This is a genomic window from Ruegeria sp. D7 (assembly GCF_056534355.1).
Genome location: NZ_JBQFPG010000004.1, coordinates 82,038 through 105,215 on the forward strand (window position 1 = coordinate 82,038; position 23,178 = coordinate 105,215).

A 23,178-nucleotide genomic window follows, 5' to 3' on the forward strand; every position below is an offset into this window, starting at 1 on the left:
ATTTCGCGGCAAATACTCTTGAGTGCTCTTAACTGAGGGCACTCGTTCCAGTCGATAGGCCAACCGAAAGGTTCAGCGAGCCTTCGTTGATCATCCAGCGCCGAAGTACAAAACTACGTGCGCCACTTTTGTGTATAGGATCGTCTTCGGCCAGCTTCCGGGCGGCTTCAAGGCTGTCGGCGCGATAGATGATCAGTCCCATCCCCTGCATATGCTCGCCAGTTTCATCCGACATGGGGCCTGCAAAAGCCAGCTGCCCCAAACGTTCCAGCTGCGTCTGATACGCCAAGTGATCTGGCAGTGACGCCTTTACATCTTCGGGCGATTTGGCTGGCGTGCTCAGCGCGACGTAAAGCTCCAAAGCAAGAGCACCGCGGCTTTTTGCTTCTGATTTGTAGTCTGCCCAAGCAACCATTTGCTGCCTCCAAAAATATCGATATTATTTGACATATTGCAAAATAGTCGGCAAAAATCAAGTGAACTGACATGGATGGTGAATATGAAATACCTGGTGGGAGAGACTTTGGATGGCACAGCGGTTTTTGCTGTAAACGGCGAAAATGCAGTGAATCTAACGGCTTTACATCCTGCAATCGGTTCGGATTTGATGGGTTTGATAGCCGAGCCTGAACTGGCCGACTCACTTTCCGGCAAAATTGACGCCGCAGACAGTGTGCCCGTGTCTTCCATCACTCCTGCATTGCCCGTTGCCGCTCCCGGAACGATCATTTGCATGGGGTTGAACTACACGGACCACATCAAAGAAGGCGGGTATGATATCCCGGAGTATCCGACGCTGTTTATGCGCGGGAAGAATTCGATCATGGCGGCAGGGCACCCTATGGTGCGGCCGACCTGTTCCGAGAAACTCGACTACGAAGCCGAGCTTATGCTGATCGTTGGAAAACGCGGCCGTCATATCTCGGAAGAGGACGCACTGGATTATGTCTTCGGCTACACCGTGTTTAACGACGGGTCGCTGCGGGATTATCAGCGTAAAACCGTTCAATGGACGCCCGGCAAAAACTTCGATGACACAGGCGCGATCGGCCCTTTCACCGTAACGCCGGAAGACTTGCCGGAGGGAGCATCCGGCCTGAAAATCGAAAGCCGAGTGGGGGACGAAATCCTGCAAAGCTCGAACACCGCCAACATGATCTGGGGGGTCCCTCAGGTCATCGCCACGATCTCGGAATATACCACTCTCGAACCCGGTGATCTGATTGCGTTGGGTACGCCGCCGGGTGTTGGTCACGCCAAAAAGCCCAATCCACGTTGGTTGAAGCCGGGTGAAACCGTCGAGGTCGAAATTGAGGGCATCGGCATATGCGCCAGCCCCGTCATCGACGAAAAGGACGCCGAGACTAAGGTGGCCGCGGCATGAGCGCACCAGCCGGGGCAGAGCTGGAGGCACTTCGCGCAAAGGCGCAGCAAGATCATCGCGATCTGCGCGAGCGCATCTCACGTCTTTCAGACGACGCAATTGCCCTGATCCTCCGCGAATCCAGATCTCATTACGCCTGGACCGACAAGGCTGTTTCTAACGAATTGCTTGAAGAGATCTACGACATCACGATCAACGGCGCGACCAGCATGAACACGCTGCCCGCCCGCTTCGTTTTCGTTAAAAGCGCGGAAGGTAAACAGCGCCTAGCCAAGTCGTTAAAGCCGAAGAACGTGCCAAAGATGATGGATGCGCCGGTCACTGCGATCATTGCTTATGACATGGACTTCTGGAAGGAATTACCTTTTCTTTTCCCGCACGAAGATCGACGGTCACTTTTCGAAAATAATCCCGAATATGTAGCCGATACAGCGTTTCGCAATGGAACGCTTCAGGGCGCTTACTTTATGATCGCGGCCCGGGCTGTCGGGTTGGACGTCGGCGCCATGTCTGGCTTTTCAAACAAGATCGTCGACGAGGAATTCTTCGCGGGTACGACGCTCAAGTCGAACTTTCTTTGCAATCTGGGCTACGCAGACGAAACAGGATTGTTTCACAAGCTGCCTCGCTTCTCATTCGAAAAGGTTTGCTCTTATGCATGAGGAGGTGACCCTGTGGCGATGAAAGTCAAACCTGTCGTAACCTACCGTACGACAGCTCAATGCCCGACACACGCGCGAACCGAGATCCCAATTCGCGATCTGGACGTGATTATCGACGAGCCCGTGGAGCGAGGCGGAACAAATCTTGGCCCGTCTCCGACCGAAACCGCAATGGCTGCTTTGATCGCCTGTACGAATGTCATCGGGCACAAGAATGCGCACCGTTTGGGAATTGATCTTGGCACCGTGACAATCGACGCGAAATGCAGGCTGGATCGACGCGGTGTCCTGATGGAGGAGGAGATCGATGTTCCGTTTCCCGAAATCGGACTCACTGTGAATTGCGATACGCCCGCCAGTCAGGAGGAGCTGACACGCGTGGGCGAGGAGACAGCCAAATATTGCGCCATCGCAAAACTGTTCAAAGCGGCAGGCACGGACCTGACCGTAAACTGGGTCAAAACCAACAAATAAAAATCGACAGGACCCGACTTTCTGGGAGGAGAGAAATGAAAAATTGGACCAAACGCAGCCTAGTGGGCGCTGCTCTGGCAGGCGTCATGGCGATGCCCCTCGCGGCAGAAGAGACCATCTCAGCCGTCGTAATTGATGGCTATCCCGACCGTGCGTTGTGGGTGAAAGAATTCACCAACTTCTTCATTCCGGAAGTGGACAAGCGGCTGGCCGATTCTGGCAACTACAAGATGAACTGGCAAGAGAACTACGGTGGCTCGATCGTAAAGCCGAAGGGCGTCCTGGAAGGGATCCAGCTTGGCCTTGGCGACATCGGCATTGTCACAACTATCTTCCATTCGTCCAAGTTGCCCAGTCAGGGGATATCGGGGTCGACCCCCTTCGTGTCATCGGACTCTCGCGCGGTAGCCAAAGCCGTGGATGAGATCGCGCGCGAATACCCAGCGATGCAAAATGAGTTCGCTGCACAGAACCAAGTCTATCTGGCGACCGGCGTAGTACTCGATACCTATCAGGTTTTTTGTACAGAGCCGGTCTCGGCTGTTTCTGATCTGGAAGGCCGAAAAGTGGCAGGGGCGGGACTGAACCTCCGATATCTCGAAGGTATCAAAGATGCAGCGGGGGTTCGTGGTGGCCTGACCGATTTCTACAATATGCTGCAAACCGGCCTTGTTGATTGTGCGATGCTGTGGCCTGAAGCAGCCAAGACCTTCAAGATCGCCGAAGTGGCTCCCTACATGCTCAAAGCTGACTTGGGTGCCGTGAACTCCAAGACGATCACGGTGAATTCTGACTATTGGGCAAAGTTGCCGGATGAAGTCAAAGGCGTTCTGCAGGCCGTCGCAATTGACTACCGTGATCATGTGGCCGGCATCGCTATGGACCGGGCTGCGGCCTCAAGGGACGCATACACCGAAGCCGGCGGGACGATTGTCGAAGTTTCGGACGAAGACCGAGCGGCCTGGGCCAACGCAATGCCAAATGTAGCACAGGAATGGGCAGCCACACTGAATGAGAACGGTGAACAAGGCGACGCGATACTGGCCGCTTATCTCGGCAAGCTGCAGGACGCCGGTTTTACCGGAGTGCGTGACTGGACGGCCGAGTAACAGTCTGGCGATCCACGAAAGGGGCCTTTCATGCTGAAGACCGCAGTTGCTGGCTTGTCGCGGGTCGCCAATTCGCTTGCTATCGCCGCCAACGCATTGGGTACGCTTGTCGTCCTTGCGTTGGTGGTCATTCTGAATGTCGACGTCATTGCGCGCGGTCTGTTTTCGGCACCTCTGCGTGGCACATATGAAATAGTGCAATTTTCGGTCGTGATGATCGTTTTTTTGCAGCTGGCCGACGTAGTCAGAGTGGATCGGCTGACGCGCTCGGACGGGTTTCTGAACCTGCTACACCACCGCCGTCCTGGGCTAACGGCCAACTTGAGGCGCATTATCAATGCCATCTCCGCAATCTTCATGGGTCTGATTGCTTATGTAACCTTTCCCGAGTTCCTGCATATGTGGGAGACACAGGACTACTTCGGAGTTCCGGGTCTTTTCACTCTGCCATGGTGGCCGGTCAAACTGGTCATCGCGTGCGGTACTGCGCTTGCCTGCGTGATCTTCCTGCTCAAGGTTGTCACGGCGCAGGACCGCCCGCATCTAATTCGTGCACCTGAACATGACGAGGCCGCAGAATGACGCCGATTGAGATTGGCCTGATCTCGGTCGTTGCCATCGTCTTTCTGATTTACGCAGGCGTCTACATTCCGATCGCATTGGGCGTGGTCTCGTTCGTGTCGATCTGGCTGATGCGGGACAATTTCACGCTGGCGCTCAACCTGCTGAAAGTGGCGGTTGGCGACAGCGCGATGGAATACAGCTTTGCAACCATCCCATTGTTTACTTTCATGGGGCTCATTGTCTCAAAAGCCGGGTTGGGCAGGGACATCTACGAAGTCATGACCATGCGATTTCGCAAGGTCAAAGGCGGTATCGGTATGGCAACCGTTGGAGCCAACGCCGTCTTTGCCGCAGTGACTGGGTCGTCAATAGCCTCCGCATCCGTGTTCACCAAGGTCTCGGTCCCGCAGATGATGGCGCAGGCTTATAACCCACGGTTTGCTGTTGGCGTGGTCGCCGGGTCTTCGGTTTTGGGGATGATCATCCCGCCCTCGGCGATGCTGATCATCTATTCCTTTGTCGCCGAGCAATCTGTAGGGGACATGTTCCTTGCGGGGGTTATTCCGGGGATCATGCTGGCGATCGCTTATGTAGGCGCGATTTGGGTTATGGGTCGTTTCACCCCAGCATTCGTCGGTGGCCGCGTTGTCGAAGACACCGAGTGGATGTCAGGGCGCGAGATAGCCTCCAAAACACTGCCGACACTGTTCATCATTACCATCGTCCTTGGTGGTATCTACACAGGTTGGTTGACTGCCGTAGAAGCAGGGGCCGCCGGAGCTCTCGTTGCGCTAATCATCGCGGTTGCCCGTAAGTCGATGTCTCCACGCGCATTCTGGGACGCGTTGCTGGAAACCGGTCACATCACAGCCGCGATCCTGTTCCTGATCACGGCCGCTTCAATCTACAGCCGCATGCTGGGGCTGGCCGGGCTGCCCAATCAACTACAGGATCTGCTTGCGGGGAATTCCGCATCTTTCTGGTCGATCATGCTGCTCTATGTTCTGTTGATGCTATTTCTGGGAACATTGCTCGACACCGCGTCGATCATTCTGATTGTGGTACCGCTGTTCCTGCCCATGGCCGAAGCGCTTGATATGTCGCTGATCTGGTTTGGCATTATCACCGTGGTCGGGGCTGAAATCGGTCTTTTGACACCACCTTTGGGTATATCCTGCTTCGTTATCAAATCCACGATTAACGATGACCGCATATCACTTAAGGACGTGTTCATGGGCGCACTTCCCTTTGCGTTCGTGATGCTGATCGTTCTGTTCATTCTGATCGAGTTCCCGATCCTCAGCCTTGCCCTGATTTAAGGAGGACAAGATGCGCTCTGTCACCAAAGACAATATCACCGACGTCTTCATGGGGTACCTGTCAAAAGATACTGATCCACGGATGCGTGAAATCATGGGCTCCCTGGTCAAACACCTCCACGACTTTGCGCGGGAAACCAACCTGACGCATGACGAGTGGCGGGCCGGGATTGCGTTTCTGGAAGGCTGCGCTGCGGTGGAAACCGAGGATAGGCATGAATTCGTGCTAGCCTCGGACGTGTTGGGCCTGTCGTCATTGGTTGATATGCTGCATTCCAGTGCCGATGCGACCAGTTCGTCCGTTTTAGGTCCATTTCACGTCTCGGGCGCCCCCCCGCTGCCAATCGGTGGCGATATGAAGCGTCACTACGGCGGGCCGGTTCTACTTGCAGAGGGCGTGATCCGCGATACCGAAGGTCATCCGATTGCCGGGGCAGAACTGGATATCTGGCAAACGGCACCCAACGGCCTCTACGCCAGTCAGGATGAAGAACAGGACACCTATTCTTTCCACGGGCTGATGTCAGTTGGCGATGATGGCAGATATGCGTTCACCACAGTTAAGCCAGTTGAATACACCGTGCCGTCTGACGGGCCAGTTGGTGATATTCTGCGCGCTTGTGGCCGCCATCCGTGGAGGCCCTCACACTTGCACTTTATCGTCAAAGCCCCCGGGTATCGCTCACTTGTGACGGAGATTTTTCCGGACAATGATCCCTATTTAGATCAGGATACTGTCTTTGGCGTTCGGGACGATCTGGTAATGACATATGTTGAACGACCTGCATCAGAATTTCCCGATGGCATGGAGCTTACTGGTAAGATTGCCGAACCTTTCTTGCACGTGAATTTCGACGTGACGCTTGCCAGGGTCTGAATGATATTGAGGAGGCTTGAGGTGCTGAAACATATCTCCATTTTAAGTGCAGCGTTATTTTGCAGTACCGCCGTCGCAGAACAGCGACCGATCTTTGACGCACATATTCACTACAGCCACGATGCCGTCAAACTGGTTCCGCCTGAACAGGTGGCCGAAATCCTTCGAGATGCAGGCGTGCGTAAAGCGCTGATTTCCAGCTCGGATGACAATGGCACTCAGCTATTGTTGGCCGTGGCACCGGACATCGTTGTTCCGGCGCTTCGCCCTTATCGTCGTCGCGGTGAGATCAACACCTGGATGCACGATGAAACTGTAATCGAGTATCTGGAAACAAACCTGGCAAAAAACAACTACGAGGCCATCGGCGAGTTTCACGCTTACGGAGATGACATCAAGACGCCGGTCATCCAGCGTATGATTGCACTGGCGAAAGAGCGGAACCTAATCCTGCACCACCATGGTGATCGCGAGGCCGTTGATTTGATCTTCGAAACATGGCCGGAAGCTCGGGTATTGTGGGCCCATTCTGGGTTTGACGATCCAGCCAGTGTGGTCGATGCGCTAGACATCTATCCCGGGCTATGGGCCGATCTGGCATTTCGTTCGGACATGGTTTCGCGAGGCCGTGTCGACCCGGATTGGAGGGCTGCGTTCCAAGCCCATCCCGATAGGTTCATGGTCGGTACGGATACGTTCGCACCTGAACGTTGGTACTACGTAGGCCCTCATGCCGATTTTTCGCGTGAATGGTTGGATTTGCTGCCGGACCAGATCGCAGACAACATTGCCTTTGCTAACGCAGAACGTTTGCTGGTATCAGAATGACCCACTGCGCTGCTTGGTTTCTTATATGGTCCAGCGCGGCGGTTGCTTGTGAAGCGACGGGGCAACGCATGAATTCGGAAGTTCAAAACGCACCCAAGGTTTATCTGACGGTCGACGAAATTCCGTTGGCCCAACCGTTTTCGGTGTTGGTTTCAGTTTGTAGTGAAACTGCAGTGGGCCAAATGCGTGTGGATGCAATCATGCCCGCTCATCAACATGGTATGAACTATACTCCCAAGGTTACCGCATTGGACGGCGGAGTGTTCCGAATTGATGATATGTTGTTTCACATGCCGGGTTTGTGGGAGCTGCAAATCGATGTCGACGTCAGTGGCCAATCGGTTTTCTACACGTCAGAAATTGCGCTGAAATGAAGCTGTGGATGACAGCTGCGCTAATTTTTCTGACCGGGGCAGTACGTGCAGATGTCTTGTTGACCGAAGACGAAATTGAACAGACGTTGTCCTTTGGGCCGTGGCCACCATCCTTCCAGTCGGATCCAAGCAATAGGTTTTCCAAAGACGCCACGGCAATCAAGCTCGGACAGGCTTTATTCAACGATCCGGTGTTATCAGTCGATGGTGCATTTTCCTGTGCAAGTTGTCATGATCCTGATCAGGCATTTACGACGCCGGAGGCGCGGGCACTCGGTCGTGATTTGTTAAATCGAAACACACCATCACTGCGAAACCTTGCCGGGCTGCGCTGGTATGGTTGGGGCGGCAAAAGCGATAATCTTTGGGCAGCTAGCCTGCATCCGATCATCGAAGAACAAGAGATGGCGCATAGTGCCGAAAGCCTAAAGATAGCTATCTCTGAAAGTACCTACATTGATGATTTTGAAGCCATATTTGGTCACCTCCAGGATCAAAGCCCTGAACTTTTTCTGGTAAATACTGCAAAAGCTCTTTCTGCTTACTTGGAGACCTTAGCCACCGACCGGACGATATTTGACGATTTTCGCGATGCTTTGGAGCGCCGAGATATTGCAGCGGCTAAGGAATACCCCGAAGCAGCTCAGCGAGGTCTTCAGCTCTTTTTAGGGCGCGGAAAATGCGTATTTTGCCACAACGGTCCGAGGTTTTCCAACAACGAGTTCCATGACGCAGGTGTGCCATATTTTCTGAATGAAACCGAGGTTGACCAAGGTCGGTTCGGAGGATTGAACATTTTACTCTCCAGCCCCTACACATTGGACGGCGACTGGAACGACGATCCGGAAAAGAAAGGTGCCTGGGCCGTGCGAAATGTACGCAGGAGCCATTCTGATTTTGGAATCTTTCGGACGCCCAGCCTGCGAGGTTTGGGCGAAACCGCCCCCTACATGCATGACGGCAGCATGGATGATCTGGACGCCGTGGTCCGGCACTACAGCGAAATCGATACGGAAAGGCTTCACGCCGATGGCGAGGCGATACTTTCTGAACTGAATTTGACGAAACAGGAGATCACGGACCTTGTGGCGTTTTTAGAGACGTTGTCCAGCGCTATGCGGCCTTGAGATATTCCAATGCAGCCTGAGTACCGCCTTTATTGCGCGGCACGCCACTCTTGGCGAGCCCCATTTATACGCCTGAGAGGGTGGCCATCAACATCAGGTCGTTGAAATCGCCCAGGTGACCTATGCGGAAAACCTTGTCGGCCACTTTAGACAGGCCATTTCCAAGTGAGATGTCATAGTGCTCCAGCGCCGTCGCGCGGAAGGCGTCCGCAGAGTGCCCTTCCGGGACTTTGACAACGGTCAGGACGCCCGATCCCTGACCTTGGCGAGCACACAGCACCTCGAGACCCCATGCTTGCACGGCAGCCCGAGTCGCGGCTCCGTGGCGCGAATGCCGAGCGAATACGTTCTCCAGCCCTTCCTCGTGCAACATGTCGATGGCTTCATTCAGTCCATAGAGAAGGTTTGTGCCGGGAGTATAAGGGAAGAGTCCTTTTTGGTTTGGCTCGACCATATCCCCCAATCCCAATAGCTTCGCGGCATGGTCCCGGAATTTGATTGCTCCAACGCCCGGTCAATTACAGCATTGAAGCTCAGACCAGGCGGTAGCATCAGTCCCTTTTGCCCATGACCAAAAGGGCGACTTTATTGGATAAGCTGAGACTGGTTCAAATTTTGTTGACAGTACTTCGCCCACCACTTGTGGTTAACAGTTCAAAAATGCAGGAGGGGTTGGATGCGATCGGGTGGCGTCCGGAGAGCTTTCTGGGAACAGTCCTGCATCAAAGTAGGTAATTGCAGTTATAAAACTGTTCCCCGAGTCGGGCGGTTGTTTTCGATATTGAACTTCATTCCGTCTAGCAATTCTTCAAGATCCGGGCGCGCAGCAGGGGCATTCGAAATGTCGACCAACATCAAACTGCCATCTGGCCGAATTCCGAATGCGCCGGGCTCTGCAAACAGTGTCGTTGTCTCAGCCTCTGAAAGAGGGGCCGACACGTAGAGGCCAAGTGATCGCATCTGCGTTTCGGTCAATCCAAAGCCCAAATTAAATGTCCAACCGAACTCTTCCTTGTCGGCCAAAGCCTTTTCTTTAGAGTCGGCAGAAACGACCACCACATCCATGACGCTGCTCCAATCAGCCAGCATGGTGTTCAATTTATTGAGAAATCGCTTGCATCTGGGACAGTGACGCCCGCGATAGACGAAAAGCATCGTCCATCGATCTTTGGGCCGACCAATCTCTATTTCGCCACCGCAGACATCAAAAACACTGATCTGCTCGACGGGAGCATTCACTTTGGGTTTTTGCGACATGTCAGCTTCCTTTTTTCATTAAGAAAGAAACTCGAACACAAGCTTAGCTTCAAGTGTCTGCCTTTAAACTTGAATGTACTTTATTCACCCAACCAAGCTTGGCAGTGTTAGTGAAATCGCGGGTACAAAAGTGATAAGCATTAATGCGAAGAGAATTGCCAAGTAGAAGGGCCATATTGTTCGCACGGCTTTCTCCATTGGCAATTTACCCACGGCGCAACCGACAAACAGGCACGATCCGACCGGTGGTGTGCACAATCCTAATCCCAAATTCACGAGCAAGATCATCCCGAATTGCAGCGGATCAATCCCAAGGCTGTTGGCAACGGGTAGAAAAATGGGTGTGCAGATCAGAATTAGCGCTGCCATATCCATAATCATTCCAAGCAACAACAAAACCGCATTTACCATCAGCAGGATGAGTATCGGATTTTCTGTCAACCCAGTAAGCAGATCTACGGTTCTGTCCGGAACTCTGTAAAAGGTCAGCATGTAGGCAAACGCACCAGCGCATGCGATTAATATCATTACCATCGCCGTCGTGCGCACAGCAGAAGCGACGGCAATACAAAAGTTTTCCCACGTTATGCTTCTGTAGACGATCAGTGTGACCACGAATGCGTAAATGGCCCCAAAAGCTCCGGACTCCGTAACGGTGAAAATACCCGACAACACACCGCCGACGATAATCACAGCCGTCAAAAGTCCTGGAATTGCACTGAAGAAGCTCACTACGAGCGCTGGCCAACCCGGGAAAGTCTCAGCTTGATAACCTCTGCGCACCGCTACAAGGTACGCCGCCACAGCAAGGCAAAGGCACATTAAAACTCCTGGAACAACGCCTGCAAGAAACAGCTTCGAGATCGATATTCCACCCCCGGCTGCGATCGCGAAAATGATCATATTGTGACTGGGTGGAATAATTATACCGGCAATCGAGGACGTGACGGTCACGTTTACGGCGTAATCTGTATCGTAACCTTTCTCTTTCATCACAGGAACCAAGATAGACCCCAGTGCGGAAATGTCTGCGATGGCCGATCCTGAAATCCCCCCAAAAAGCATCGAAGAAAACACGTTCACAATTCCTAAGCCGCCGCGCACGGCCCCGACAGCGGCTGAAGCAAACCTGACTAGACGCATGGCTATCCCGCCGTGGAACATCAGTTCACCTGCAAAAATGAAGAACGGGATCGCCATCAACGAGAATACATTGATCCCGGAGACGATCCGCTGAAATCCGATCATCAAGGGTAAGCCTTCGAACCAAAATGCCGAAATGGCCGCTATTCCAAGCGCGAATGCTACAGGCGTTCCGATCAGAACGCAGAGGGCGAACACGCCAAGCAACAGAAGTATTCCCATCATTCGCCTCTATTCGATGCTGTCATTGCGCTCGTCAAAACCGACATAGAGGCGGATTAGATGACCAACGGAAAAGAGTAATATGAGTCCTCCGCCAATTGTGAGAGGCAATGAACGCAAGCCTTCGGGGACTTGAATCAATGGGATTAGCGATCCCCACTTAAAGATCGTAAGTCGAGCTCCGAACCACAGCATCAAGGCGCCGAACCCAGCCATAAGCACGTCTGAGCAGATAACCAAAATGGTCCTCACACGTGGAGGAACTGCGGAACGCACGAGAGACACGGACAAGTGCGTGTTATCGTGTACGCCTACTGCCGCACCGAGAAACGCAATTGTCATGACGAGAAGCAAGGCGACTTGCTCGACCCAGGTCGGCGTCGCATTCAGAACATAGCGACCAAATACTAGCCATCCGAATATGACCGTGATGACAACCAGTGCGACACCGGTCAAAACCCGGCACAAGTCGGCGATCCAGTCCAGGATCTGGATCATCTTGCGCACAGATGTCGGGGGCAGGGAAGTATAACTCATTGGCTCACAACTCTTGATCAGGCGTCCGGACCCGCATGTGCGGGACCGGACAATATCAGACCCAATGTAGCTAAATCAGTCCGTCGCCTGGATAGTCTCGACAAGCGGGCGTAAATCGGGGTTCGTAGCAAAGTAGGCTTCGTAAACCGGGCCCATAGCCGCTTGGAACGGGGCTTTGTCTGCCACTTCATTCACGACCACACCAGCTTCTTCGACGGCTGTACGGCTGGCTGCTTCGCGCTCGGCCCACAATTGCCGCTGAAGTTCTGCAGATTCCTGAGCTGCCTCTCGAACCGCGGCCTGCATCTCAGGTGACAGTGCGTTGAACGTGTCGGTATTAATGCAGATACATTCGGGTATGATCAGGTGCTGAGACAGCGAATAGAAACCGGCAACTTCGAAGTGGCCAGTTGACTCGTATGATGGCCAGTTGTTTTCGGCACCATCGACGACACCGGTTTTCAGGGCCTGATAAACTTCGGCAAACGCCATTGGTGATGGGTTGCCACCAAGCTCAGAAATCATGCCTGTAAAGAGGTCATTATTCATGACCCGAACTTTCATTCCCTCAACATCGGCAGGTGCGTTGATTGCCTTTGTTCCGTTGTAGAAGGAGCGAGCGCCAGCGTCATACCACGCAAGAGGTGTCAAGCCTTTGGCTGCCATGCCCGCCGCAATTGCCTCGCCACCCTCACTGTCCAAGACGCGGAACATGTGCGGGACGTCCTTGAATATAAAGGGCAACGATACAACATTGGCCTCGGCGACAATCGGGCCAATTGGGCCCAGGTTAAAGTTGCCGACTTCCAATGCGCCTGCGCGGACCTGTTCAACAGCGTCGGGCTGACTGCCCAGCGTGCCCCCATGGAACATTTGAAGGCTGATTTCACCGCCAGTTTTTTCCGTAATGAGTTCTGCGAATTTGTCCATCGCGATGGTGTTTGGGTAACCATCCACGTGGATATTCCACCCGCGCCAATCCTCTGCGAAGGATGCGCTCCCGGTAATTGCGACCACGGTCGCGGCACTCATCAGCGTTTTAGTCAGTTTGATATTCATATTTTCCTCCCTAGAAAACAGACAGTTGACTCGATGCCCGGCGAAGGCCGGTTATGAAAAGAGCAGGCCTCCGTTGATGTCGATGTTCGCGCCCGTAATGAAAGCAGCGGCGTCTGAGGCCAGATAGGCGACCAGATTGGCGACATCCTCAGATGTGCCTTCGCGTTTAAGCGGCGTGGCGCCGGCCACGTTGGTCCGCACTTCGCTTTTTGTGAAGACATTGTGAAAATCGGTGTCGATCATGCCCGGGCAAACCGAATTTACCCGGATGTCCGGCCCCAGTTCTTTGGCCAATCCACGCGTCATCGTCATGACCGCACCCTTCGAGGCCGCATAGGCGACCGCGCCTGGGCCACCCCCGTCACGCCCCGCCTGACTCGCAAACCCGATGATCGCGCCGCCTTTTTTCATATGCGGCAACACGGCCTGAACAGTGCGGGCAAAAGAAGTGGTGTTCAGGTCCATGACATGGCGCCAATGTTCCATATCCATCTCAGACAGGGTCTTCCGGGCCAGCAATCCGCCGGTCACGTGGGCAAGAATGTCGATCCGAGGTCCGAATGTCGCAATAGTCTCCGAGATCAGCCTTTCCACATCCGCACCGGAGGTCATGTCGCCCTGTATGGCAATCGCCTTACCTCCGGCAGCCGTTATTTTCTGAACCGCCGATTCCGCACCCGAAGATGAGCTGTGATAGTTGATCGCGATCGACGCTCCAGCCTTGGCCAGTTTCATGACGCAGGCACGGCCAATGTCCCGTCCGCCGCCGGTCACGATCGCAACCTTCCCTGCCAGTTCCAAGTTCGGGCCAATCTGTTCAGCGTTCAATTCGGTCATTTTCTTGTCCCCTTGGGTCCCCGGTCATCCAGTCAGTGCGCCCGTTTTGGTCCTTGAGCCTTAACGAGCATTCAGCGGTGTTGCCTATTGTAGTCGACTAGGATACTAGTATTGTCAACAAATTTGTTTGGGAGCCACAAAAGGCTTCGCACGGCCCGTGCTAAATGGATTGGCTGGAGATACATTGAGGAGTATCGGAGGGAGAGGTCTAGTGGCCCAGAATGCCGCCGGTGTTGGTTACGCGCAGAAAAAGGCAGGAAATGCAAAGTATTACGGATAAAATCGAGCGGCGCACAACCACTGACATCGTATATGAGAGTTTGTACGAGGCGATCGTTTCACTGGAAATTCTGCCGGGAACAAAACTGTCCGAAGCAGATATTGCAAAAAAGTTCGAAGTGTCGAGGCAGCCGGTCCGCGATGCTTTCAACAGGCTTGAGGCGCAGGATTTGCTGCTGATCCGACCACAGAAAGCCACGCGGGTACGTAGTTTTTCCATGGAACGGATCGGTCATGCGCGCTTTGTTCGCCTCTCGGTCGAGTTGGAAGTGGTGCGCGCTGCATGTCGGAACTGGAAGCCCGAATATTCGAAGCTGCTGGAGGACAATCTCAAGCAGCAGAAAGACGTCGTTTCAAGGAACGAAGCCGAAAGGTTCCATCAGCTCGACTATGACTTTCACCGGCTGATTTGTGAGTTGAGCGGCAACCCGCTGGCCTTCAATACGATTCAGGAATGCAAAAGAAAGATCGATCGCCTGTGCGTTTTGAGCCTAGGGCGCGAGAGCGAGGCCGACATTCTGGTTCGGGATCATGTTGAGCTGGCAAAAGCGCTAGCAGACCGCGACGAGGCGACTGCGACCGAGACGATACGCCGTCATTTGGGCCGCATCGACAAGACCATCGAGGAGGTTCACTCGAAACATGCCGAGTATTTCGAGTAAATTGAACGCCGCCAACTGACTAAGGACCTCGCATTATGACCAAGAGCTATCCGATTGTATCACCTGCATCAGGTGTCACGCGCCAGGTTTTGGCGGATAATGAAGACCTCATGATGGTTTCATTCCGGTTTGAAGAAGGTGCCGAAGGCGTGTTGCACGACCATCCGCATGTGCAGTCGACATTTGTGCGGTCCGGGCGGTTCAACTTTGTCATCGGAGATCAGGAGCGAGCGTTGGAACCCGGTGACAGCCTGATCATTCCGTCCGGTGTAAGCCATGGTTGTGTTTGCCTGGCTGCCGGAGAGTTGATCGATTGCTTCACGCCCAGGCGGGACGATTTTCTGTAAGGCGTTTTCCGTCCGCGCCATGACCTTTGGCCACGTTCTGCGCATTGAGGCAGGGTAGTCTATTTTCGGTGGGTCGGGCAGGGCGACGCCATATTCTGCGTTAGAAATAGGATCAATGACGGGCGACGCCGCAGCTCAGGTTAGGAATTGCGTATCTCGCGGGCTGATCCGATGCCGAGGATCAGGTCGGCGCATCGTTCGCCCAGCATCATGGCAGGTGCGTTTGTATTGCCGGCGTTGATGTCGGGCACGGCTGACATGTCGCACACCCGCAAGCTCTCGATTCCGCGCACGCGCATTCTGGCGTCCAGCACGGCCATTCCGTCGCCGTCCCGGCCCATTTTGGCAGTGCCCGCCGGGTGATAGTTGGTTTTTACGAATCGCTTGCAATGTGCTCGTAGCGTCTGGTCGTCGTCCGCCGTGGGAATGACGATTTCGCGAACCCTTTGAGCAAGCGGGCCCGACGTGAATGCCCGGCGAAAGAACCGCTGCCCCCGGATCATCTCCTGCATGTCGTCTTCATGCTTCAGAAGGTTGGGCGAGACCAATGGCATGGTGTGAGGATCGGCCGAGCGAAGCCGGACCTCTCCGCGTGATTTCGGTTTGACTACGACGGTCGTAACGGTCAGGCCAAAGTCATCCTGCACCTCGTCCAGAGCGTCGCGATCCAGATAAACAATTGGCACGCAAAAAGCTTGAATGGTTGGTTCTCCATCAGGAGACGACGGATTGACAAACGCGCCGGCTTCGACTCCGGCGGAAGTCACCGGTCCGCTGCCGAACAGTTTGAACTGGATGCCGTTGCGAAGCATCCGCCAGCCCTCACCTTGTTTGAAGTATCCGTAGGGACCGTTGGCAAAGGCGGTAATTGGAACTTCGGGGTGGTCGATCAGGTTCTGGCCAACCCCAGGCAATGGGCAGATCACGGGAATACCGTGATCGGCAAGATGTGCATCAGGTCCGATGCCTGATAGCATTAGGATTTTTGGCGTCACCAGAGCGCCCGCCGCAACGATAACTTCACCATCGCACCGGACCGTGTGGGCTCCGCTTTTGTCTCGATACTGCACGCCGACGGCCTTGTCGTTTTCGATGATGACTTTGCTGACCGTTGCGCCAAGCTGGATGGTCAAGTTCGGGTTCGTCTCGAGAGGGGCGAGAAACGCATAGGCTGACGAACTGCGCTTGCCGGCGCGATTGGTGAACTGATAGAAACCGACACCGCGCTGCGTTGCGCCGTTGAAATCCGTGTTGAATGGTTCGCCAAGGGCCTGGACCGACTGAACGAACCAACGTGACATGTCGTCGATATGCCCCGGATCCGAGACCTGCACCGGACCGTTGCTGCCATGCAGGTCATTGTGAAGCCTGTTATTGTCTTCCATTCTACGGAAGTAGGGCAGCACATCATCCCATCCCCAGCCGACTCTGTCGTTGGTCTGTCGTAGCAGGTCGTCCCACGCGTCATAATCAGAAGGGCGGCCACGCATATAGACCTGGGCATTCACAGACGACCCGCCACCCAGTACGTTGGCCTGCGGAATGTCATGCACGCGGCCGTCCAGGTGGTCCTGCGGTTCGGTCTGGTGGTAGGTCATGAACTTGGACCCGTTGATCATCTTGAAGATACCCGGCGGCATGTCCAGCAACGGATGGCGGTGCGAATGCCCGGCCTCCAGCACCAGAACCCTGCACTTGCCCTGGTTGACCAGTCTCGCTGCAGCGGCTGCGCCGGCAGAGCCGCCGCCGATGACGATATGATCGAAGGTTTCCGTCATGAGTTCGCCTTCAGGCCCGGCGTTTGGGTTCGCTGATCGAGTCGCGCTCCACCAGTTCGCATTCAAGCTTCACGAGAGGGTGTCGCTGACCATCCGTCGGACCGTGGAACAACTGTTCGATGACCCAGCGTCCCATCGCCCTAGTTGGAAGGATCATCGAGGTCAGGGGGGGCGACAGGTGTCGCGCGGTTTCGTCATCGTCAAATCCGATGACCGAGATGTCTTCGGGGATGGATAGGCCAAGTTCCTTGAGCGCCTCATAGCAGCCGATTGCCATTCGGTCATTCTGACAGAAAATGGCGGTTGGCGGAGAGGGCAGGTCCATCAATTCGCGCGTGGCAGCATAGCCTGCGCTGGGCAGCCAGTTGCCCTCGATGACCAAATCCTCGTCAAATGGGATGTCGGCGGAAGCAAGGGCGTTTCTGTACCCGGTCGTTCGCCCTGCGGCGCATTCCATGAACGGCTCGCCGGTGATGGTGGCAATTCGTTTGTGCCCCGCCTTGATCAGGGCGTTGGTCGCCGTATGTCCAGCAGCGACTTCGCCGGGGATCACCGCAGGAAAAGAGAGGTCGTCGCAAAAGCAGTTCAGCAGCAGAACCGGGGTTGCGGTCTGCCTGAGTATTTCCGGAACGACCACCCGCCGGGTGAAAACGGTTGCGTAAATGATGCCCGCAACCTGTTGGTCGAGGAAATACCTAAGCGTTCTGGGTTCGACCTCGGGGTCGTTTTGGGTTTCTGCCAGCAATACAAGATTTCCCGTGTCCCGAACGGCCTGTTTCACGCCATTAAACGCGTTTACCATTTCGGGGCTCGACGCCAGATCGTCCACGACAAAAGCGATGGTGCCGTCTAACGCCGAGGGTCGAGGCGCGCTGTCCTGGGGTTTCCTGAGTTGAGAGGGCATGGCGTATCCAAGCGTGTTGGCGGCATCCAGGACTCTTTGCTTTGTGTCCTCGGAGATTTTGACGGAATCGTTCTTGTTTAGAACCAGCGATACTGTCGTCTGTGAGCACCCGGCGACGCGTGCAATATCATGCATCGTTATGCGCTGCCGGCCCGCGACTCGTCCCACGCCCCTGTGCTGCCCGGCCTTGTTCGCTTGATCGTTCATTGCTCAACCTTTTTGTTCGCTTCCTTTTTATCGACTATGCGGAGGACACGCAACTAATATTAGTGAATAGTAATTAATATTAGTGTTGACGAAATAATATTATTAGTGTTTTGATCGGCAGTGCGGTCGCCAATGTGGTCTGACCGAGCAAACGCGGGAGGCGAAATTGCGGTCTGTGGTGGGGGAGTTGGGTCAGGTGGTTCGGCATTCGATGTTCATCGATGGCCGCTTTACCGACTCTGACGCGGACACGGTTGGTGTCGAGAACCCTGCAAATGAAGAGATCGTTGCGCAAGTTCCAGATGGCGGTGCCGCTCATGCGGATGCGGCCGTCGAGGCGGCCCATCGTGCTTTTGGCTCGTGGTCCTCGCGCCCGGCGATCGAGCGGGCGCGACTGGTTCAGCGGTTGGCCGAAGCCATCCGGATTGACGCCGGGCGTCTGGCCGCTCTGATCACGGTCGAGCAGGGCAAGCCGATCACGCAGGCCCGAAGTGAAGTTGATGCCGCTGTTACCTTTCTTTGCCATGCGGCTGAGGAGGCCCGGAGGATTTCAGGTGACATAGTGGCATCGGACAACAAGTCCGAGGAAATCCAGATCCGGCGTCATCCTTATGGCGTTGTTGTTGCGTTGACGGCCTGGAACTATCCGTTGGCATTGGCCGCCAGGAAAGTCGGGCCTGCGCTGGTCGCGGGCAATACTGTTGTTCTGTTGGGGCACGAAATCACGCCGCTGTCCGGTCTCGCGATCGCCGAGCTTGCCGAAAAGGTCGGGTTTCCGCCCGGTGTTCTGAATGTTCTGACAGGCAAGGGGCCGGTGGTAGGGCAGCGGTTGGTCGAACACCCCGATACCTCACTGATCACAATGACCGGCAGCACACGAGCCGGTAAAGAGATTTTTCGCGCCGCGGCCGACCGGATCAAGGTTGTTCGGCTCGAGCTTGGCGGTAAGGCTCCGTTCATCGTGATGGAGGATGCGGATATTGACGCCGCCGTTTCGGCCGCGATTGCCGCCCGGTTTGCCAATTGCGGCCAGATTTGCACCTGCAACGAGCGTATGTATCTACATCGCGGCATTGCGGATCAGTTTCTTGAAAAATTCGTGTCTGCGGCCCGTGCTTTGTCGATCGGGGATCCGATGGAGGACTGCGATCTGGGTCCCAAAGTCAGCAAGGCCGAGGTGTCCAAGGTCGACGAAATCATCAAGCGCAGCATCACGGAAGGTGCCACGGTCCATCTGGAAGGCGGGCCCCTGTTGGACAGCGCGCACCGCAAAGGACACTGGATGTCCCCGACGGTTCTTGAGGTCTCAGACAACGGCAATGCCGCGATGCAAGAGGAGGTCTTTGGCCCTGTGGCGACAGCCATGCGAGTCGAAGATTTTGATCAGGCGATAGAATTTGCGAATGACACATCATTCGGGCTGTCTGCCTATCTCTTTACGGGATCGCACCGGCGATTGATGGAGGCCCCGAGCCGTTTGAAGTTCGGCGAATTGTACCTGAACCGCTCCAATGGTGAGGCCGTACAGGGATTTCACACCGGTTGGGGTTTGTCCGGGGTTGGGGGCGAAGACGGCGCGTATGGCTTCGATGGCTATCTGAGGAAACAGACGACATACATGAATTGGGCATGACCTGAGAACTCGCGGTCAAAACGGAGGCGACCGCACCAATGGAGGAGGAATAACCATGAAACGCAGAACTCTTTTGATCTCGACGGTTGTCGCGGGTGCGCTGTTGGGCACCACGGTGATCGCGCAGGATCTGCCACCGCTTGAGCAGAAGGATCGCTACAAGGTCGGCTTTGCGCAGATGGAATCGAACAACCCGTGGCGCATTGCCGAAACGAAATCTTTCCATGACACAGCCGAGGCCTGTGGCTGGGATCTGATCGCGACGGATGCGGCCGGATCTGCGGCCAAGCAGGTTGCGGATGTGGACAGCATGATCGCCCAAGGCATCGACGTTCTGTTCCTGCCCCCGCGGGAAGAAAAGCCGTTGATCCCAGCCGTTATGAAGGCCCGTGCAGCGGGAATCCCGACCTTTTTGGTGGACCGCTCGGTTGATCCGGCCGTTGCCAAGCCGGGCGAGCATTTTGTGGCGTTCCTTGGGTCGGATTTTATTGATCAGGGCAACCGGGCCGCACAGTGGCTGATGGAGAATTTCGACGGCGACAATGGCGTCATCGTCCAGTTGGAGGGCACGACTGGTTCTTCACCTGCAAATGACCGCAAAAAAGGTTTCGACGACGCGATTGCAGCGGATGACCGCTTTGAGATCGTGGCTTCTCAGACCGGTGACTTTGCGCGCGACCTGGGTCGTCAGGTGATGGAAACCCTGCTGCAGGCGCACCCCGATGTGAACGTGGTCTACGCCCACAATGACGAGATGGCAATCGGTGCGATCCAGGCTCTGGAACTGGCCGGCCGCAAGCCCGGCGAGGACGTGACAATCGTTTCGATCGACGGGACACGCGATGCACTTCAGGCTATTATCGATGGCAAGATGGGGGTGACGGTGGAAAGCTCGCCCTTCTTCGGACCTCTGGCTTGTGAAGTCATGAATAAATACGCAGCTGGCGAGACGATCCCGGAATGGGTGAAAGTCGAAGATCGCATCTTTACCAAGGACAATGCGGCCGATCACATCGACGAAGCCTATTGATTCTCCCTGGTGGGTGGTGCTGGCCTGTGGTCGGCGCCGCCTGCAAGCAATCGGAGGAAGACATCTCATGAATGCGCTCGTCTCGATGTCGGGAATTGAAAAGTCGTTTGCCGGCGTACCGGCACTTAGCCAGGCCAACCTGGAAATCGCGCCCGGCGAGGTTCATGCGCTGATCGGCCAGAACGGTGCCGGAAAATCGACGATGATCAAGGTTCTGACCGGAGTTTACGATCGGGATGCCGGCGACGTTCATCTGGCGGGTGTGCCGAGCCGCATCTCCACTCCGCGCGAAGCGCAGGAATCCGGAATTGCCACCATCTATCAAGAGCTCAACCTGGTACCGCTGCGGTCAGTGACCGAGAACATCATCATGGGGTACGAGCCCAAACGTCTCGGCTTTCTGGTCGACTGGCGCGAGGGCAACAGGCGCGCACGCGAGGTGCTTACGCGCTTTGGCATAGATATCGACGTGACCGAGCCGTTAGGAAATTTCTCGACAGCGATCCAGCAGTTGGTTGCAATTGCGCGGGCTGTATCGCTGGATGCGAAACTTGTCATCATGGATGAACCTACGTCGTCGCTGGATGCCAGCGAAGTCGAGGTGCTGTTCGGTGTTGTGCGCGAGTTGAAGAAACAGGGCGTGTCTGTTCTTTATGTTTCGCATTTCCTCGATGAGCTGTTCCAAATATGCGATCGAGTCACAACGATGCGAGATGGGCGCACCGTCAGCAGGCGTAACGTCCAGGACACGACCAAACTGGAAATGATCGCGGACATGCTGGGCCGCAACAAGGATGAGATCGCGGCAGACGGTCTGACGGACTTCGCAGGTGCCAAGGCCAAGAAAGGCGATATCGTTTTGCGGGCGGACTCTGTTTCAACAGGCCCGCGGCTGACGCATTTCGACCTCACGCTCCACCGCGGGGAAATCGTTGGGCTGGGCGGATTGCTGGGCTCTGGCCGGACCGAGGCGGCGCGCGCTTTGTTCGGAGTGGACGGGAAACGCAGCGGCGCAATCGAGTTGCATGGCACGGTCGGTCAACCGTCCGGACCGGGTGACGCGATCGCGAACGGCGTCGGCTTTCTGACCGAAGATCGCAAGGCCGAAGGGATCATTCCAGACATGTCCGTGCGCGAGAACATGACGCTGGCCCTGCTGCCGAAACTGGCCAGCCGTGGTCAAATCGACTTTGCCCGCGAGCGCGAAATCGTTCAGGCGTTCATCGACGATCTGGGCATCAAGGCGGCGCATATGGACCAGCCCATTCGCGAGTTGTCCGGCGGCAACCAGCAAAAGGTGTTGCTTGCCCGCTGGCTGGCGACGCAGCCCGACATCCTGATACTCGACGAGCCGACCCGAGGCGTGGATGTTGGCGCCAAGCGAGAGATCCAATCGTTCATTCGGTCTTATGTCGAGAAGGGGTTTGGTGTCGTCCTCATCAGTTCGGAATTCGAAGAACTGGTGGAAGGCGCTGACCGCATCGTTGTCATGCACGAGGGACGCTCGGTCAAGGAACTGACCAACCCCGGGGTCACCGAGAACATACTGGTGCGCGCGCTTGCGCATCATGAAGAAGGAACTGGTTCATGGACCGCGCAATGAAGTTGCCGCAACGGGTCGCATCAATGCCCTTCCGCTTTCACGGCGGCATCGCCGCGTTGGTCGCCCTATTAGTGTTCAACGCGTTTTTCACACCTAATTTCCTGCAACTGCAAACCCTGTTCGTAAATATCAGCCAGGTCGCTACGATCGCCATCGTGGCCATGGGGATGACGCTGGTAATCGCCACGGGTGGGATCGATCTGTCGGTTGGGGCGGTCATGGCGCTGGCGGGGGCGCTTGCTCCGCTGATCTTTCTGTCGGATCTGGGCGCTGCCAATCCGATGCTAGGCGTCACTTTGGCCATTGTCCTGCCGCTGTTCATTGCGGGGCTATGCGGGGTATTCAACGGCGTGATGGTTGCCGTGTTGAACGTGCAGCCCATTGTTGCGACGCTCATTCTCTTCATCTCTGGTCGCGGTATTGCCCAAGTCTTGACGAACGGGAACCTGCAGACGTTTTCAAACCCTTCATTCAGTTATCTTGGAACTGGTAAAGTGCTTGGTTTGCCGTTCCAGGGCTGGCTGGCGCTGGCCATTGCCTGTGTGCTGTTTTGGGTGATCACCAGAACCACATGGGGCCGTTACCTGTTGGCCATAGGGGGCAATGAACGTGCGGCCTATCTGTCGGGTGGTCCCGTCCGACGGGTCAAGATCGGGGCCTATGTCATCTGCGCGGTGCTTGCGGGCCTAGCCGGTTTGATCGTGGTTGCAATCAACTCGGCCTCGGACGCCGCGCGCAACGGCAATCTGATGGAGCTTGATGCCATCGCGGCCGCGGTTGTTGGCGGGGCTCTTTTGCAAGGCGGGCGAGCGCCGATCTTTGGTGCCATACTGGGTGCCGTCATCATCCAGTTGGTCAAATATACATTGTTGGCCAACGGGGTAGAGGACGAAGTTGCACTGATCGCCAAGGCCGTCATCATTATCCTGGCCGTTTGGGTCCAGCAGTTTCGGAGGGTTTAA

At 55.4% G+C, this 23,178-nt stretch carries 24 protein-coding genes and 1 pseudogene; 16 read left to right on the plus strand and 9 right to left on the minus strand.

What is annotated here, in order from left to right; genetic code table 11:
* Positions 1–28 precede the first annotated feature (28 nt).
* A complete protein-coding gene (locus tag ACRZ9U_RS07470; RefSeq protein WP_170403600.1) occupies positions 29–415 on the minus strand; it encodes a YciI family protein in 387 nt (128 codons plus the stop codon).
* 84 nt (positions 416–499) lie between these two features.
* Between ACRZ9U_RS07470 and ACRZ9U_RS07475 the strand changes: the two genes are divergently transcribed.
* The 10 genes from ACRZ9U_RS07475 (at position 500) to ACRZ9U_RS07520 (ending at position 8,718) form a co-directional block, all read left to right on the plus strand.
* Positions 500–1,384, plus strand: coding sequence for a fumarylacetoacetate hydrolase family protein (locus tag ACRZ9U_RS07475; protein ID WP_170403597.1), 885 nt, complete (start codon positions 500–502; stop codon positions 1,382–1,384).
* Entirely contained in the window at positions 1,381–2,046 is a 666-nt protein-coding gene (locus ACRZ9U_RS07480; protein ID WP_170403594.1) for a malonic semialdehyde reductase, read from the plus strand. Before ACRZ9U_RS07475 ends, ACRZ9U_RS07480 begins: the two co-directional genes overlap by 4 nt.
* 18 nt (positions 2,047–2,064) lie before the next feature.
* On the plus strand, positions 2,065–2,520 hold the full coding sequence (locus ACRZ9U_RS07485; protein ID WP_170403592.1) for an OsmC family protein: 456 nt from the start codon (positions 2,065–2,067) through the stop codon (positions 2,518–2,520).
* Positions 2,521–2,555: 35 nt separating this feature from the next.
* Positions 2,556–3,629, plus strand: coding sequence for a C4-dicarboxylate TRAP transporter substrate-binding protein (locus ACRZ9U_RS07490; protein ID WP_170403589.1), 1,074 nt, complete (start codon positions 2,556–2,558; stop codon positions 3,627–3,629).
* A gap of 30 nt (positions 3,630–3,659) precedes the next feature.
* The gene (locus tag ACRZ9U_RS07495; RefSeq protein WP_170403586.1) at positions 3,660–4,211 is read left to right on the plus strand and encodes a TRAP transporter small permease; all 552 of its coding nucleotides are present in this window, start codon (positions 3,660–3,662) and stop codon (positions 4,209–4,211) included.
* The gene (locus ACRZ9U_RS07500) at positions 4,208–5,512 is read left to right on the plus strand and encodes a TRAP transporter large permease (protein ID WP_170403583.1); all 1,305 of its coding nucleotides are present in this window, start codon (positions 4,208–4,210) and stop codon (positions 5,510–5,512) included. Before ACRZ9U_RS07495 ends, ACRZ9U_RS07500 begins: the two co-directional genes overlap by 4 nt.
* Before the next feature lie 10 nt (positions 5,513–5,522).
* Positions 5,523–6,389, plus strand: a complete 867-nt coding sequence (locus tag ACRZ9U_RS07505; protein ID WP_170403580.1) for a dioxygenase family protein — start codon at positions 5,523–5,525, stop codon at positions 6,387–6,389.
* A 21-nt stretch (positions 6,390–6,410) separates the two neighbouring features.
* Complete coding sequence (locus ACRZ9U_RS07510) at positions 6,411–7,217, plus strand: amidohydrolase (protein WP_170403577.1); 807 nt, start codon at positions 6,411–6,413, stop codon at positions 7,215–7,217.
* 68 nt (positions 7,218–7,285) lie between these two features.
* Positions 7,286–7,591, plus strand: coding sequence for a hypothetical protein (locus ACRZ9U_RS07515; RefSeq protein WP_170392793.1), 306 nt, complete (start codon positions 7,286–7,288; stop codon positions 7,589–7,591).
* An 8-nt stretch (positions 7,592–7,599) separates the two neighbouring features.
* Positions 7,600–8,718: a cytochrome c peroxidase gene (locus tag ACRZ9U_RS07520; protein ID WP_170403574.1), complete on the plus strand. Its 1,119-nt coding sequence runs from the start codon at positions 7,600–7,602 to the stop codon at positions 8,716–8,718.
* On the opposite strand, the pseudogene ACRZ9U_RS07525 reads toward ACRZ9U_RS07520, so the two are convergent.
* The 6 genes and pseudogenes from ACRZ9U_RS07525 to ACRZ9U_RS07550 form a co-directional block, all read right to left on the minus strand.
* A pseudogene (locus ACRZ9U_RS07525) lies at positions 8,705–9,282 on the minus strand (pyridoxal-phosphate-dependent aminotransferase family protein); the annotation flags it as partial. The gene ACRZ9U_RS07520 and the pseudogene ACRZ9U_RS07525 sit on opposite strands and share 14 nt — an antisense overlap.
* Positions 9,283–9,459: 177 nt before the next feature.
* Entirely contained in the window at positions 9,460–9,975 is a 516-nt protein-coding gene (locus ACRZ9U_RS07530; protein ID WP_170403571.1) for a redoxin domain-containing protein, read from the minus strand.
* An 84-nt stretch (positions 9,976–10,059) separates the two neighbouring features.
* The gene (locus tag ACRZ9U_RS07535) at positions 10,060–11,340 is read right to left on the minus strand and encodes a TRAP transporter large permease (protein ID WP_170404749.1); all 1,281 of its coding nucleotides are present in this window, start codon (positions 11,338–11,340) and stop codon (positions 10,060–10,062) included.
* 9 nt (positions 11,341–11,349) lie between these two features.
* Positions 11,350–11,877, minus strand: a complete 528-nt coding sequence (locus ACRZ9U_RS07540; protein WP_170403568.1) for a TRAP transporter small permease — start codon at positions 11,875–11,877, stop codon at positions 11,350–11,352.
* Positions 11,878–11,952: 75 nt separating this feature from the next.
* Positions 11,953–12,936, minus strand: a complete 984-nt coding sequence (locus ACRZ9U_RS07545) for a TRAP transporter substrate-binding protein (protein ID WP_170403565.1) — start codon at positions 12,934–12,936, stop codon at positions 11,953–11,955.
* Between the two features lie 51 nt (positions 12,937–12,987).
* Positions 12,988–13,773 (minus strand): SDR family NAD(P)-dependent oxidoreductase, encoded by a 786-nt coding sequence (locus tag ACRZ9U_RS07550; protein ID WP_480885710.1) that lies wholly within the window; start codon positions 13,771–13,773, stop codon positions 12,988–12,990.
* 260 nt (positions 13,774–14,033) lie between these two features.
* On the opposite strand from ACRZ9U_RS07550, the gene ACRZ9U_RS07555 reads away from it, so the two are divergent.
* Both ACRZ9U_RS07555 and ACRZ9U_RS07560 read left to right on the plus strand, forming a co-directional pair.
* A complete protein-coding gene (locus ACRZ9U_RS07555; protein ID WP_170403562.1) occupies positions 14,034–14,714 on the plus strand; it encodes a GntR family transcriptional regulator in 681 nt (226 codons plus the stop codon).
* Between the two features lie 35 nt (positions 14,715–14,749).
* Positions 14,750–15,061: a cupin domain-containing protein gene (locus tag ACRZ9U_RS07560; protein ID WP_170396125.1), complete on the plus strand. Its 312-nt coding sequence runs from the start codon at positions 14,750–14,752 to the stop codon at positions 15,059–15,061.
* 140 nt (positions 15,062–15,201) lie between these two features.
* On the opposite strand, the gene ACRZ9U_RS07565 is transcribed toward ACRZ9U_RS07560, so the two are convergent.
* Together ACRZ9U_RS07565 and ACRZ9U_RS07570 are read right to left on the minus strand one after the other, a co-directional pair.
* Complete coding sequence (locus ACRZ9U_RS07565; RefSeq protein ID WP_170403559.1) at positions 15,202–16,839, minus strand: GMC family oxidoreductase N-terminal domain-containing protein; 1,638 nt, start codon at positions 16,837–16,839, stop codon at positions 15,202–15,204.
* Between the two features lie 10 nt (positions 16,840–16,849).
* Positions 16,850–17,950, minus strand: coding sequence for a LacI family DNA-binding transcriptional regulator (locus ACRZ9U_RS07570; protein WP_480503409.1), 1,101 nt, complete (start codon positions 17,948–17,950; stop codon positions 16,850–16,852).
* A 175-nt stretch (positions 17,951–18,125) separates the two neighbouring features.
* Here ACRZ9U_RS07570 and ACRZ9U_RS07575 point away from each other — a divergent pair, with 175 nt between their 5' ends.
* The 4 genes from ACRZ9U_RS07575 (at position 18,126) to ACRZ9U_RS07590 (ending at position 23,178) form a co-directional block, all read left to right on the plus strand.
* Positions 18,126–19,583 carry an aldehyde dehydrogenase family protein gene (locus ACRZ9U_RS07575; RefSeq protein WP_480901619.1) on the plus strand — a complete coding sequence of 486 codons (1,458 nt, stop codon included), beginning with the start codon at positions 18,126–18,128 and terminating at the stop codon, positions 19,581–19,583.
* Between the two features lie 55 nt (positions 19,584–19,638).
* A complete protein-coding gene (locus tag ACRZ9U_RS07580; RefSeq protein ID WP_170403556.1) occupies positions 19,639–20,613 on the plus strand; it encodes an ABC transporter substrate-binding protein in 975 nt (324 codons plus the stop codon).
* 67 nt (positions 20,614–20,680) lie between these two features.
* Entirely contained in the window at positions 20,681–22,216 is a 1,536-nt protein-coding gene (locus ACRZ9U_RS07585) for a sugar ABC transporter ATP-binding protein (protein WP_255612040.1), read from the plus strand.
* Positions 22,201–23,178, plus strand: coding sequence for an ABC transporter permease (locus ACRZ9U_RS07590; protein ID WP_170403552.1), 978 nt, complete (start codon positions 22,201–22,203; stop codon positions 23,176–23,178). Before ACRZ9U_RS07585 ends, ACRZ9U_RS07590 begins: the two co-directional genes overlap by 16 nt.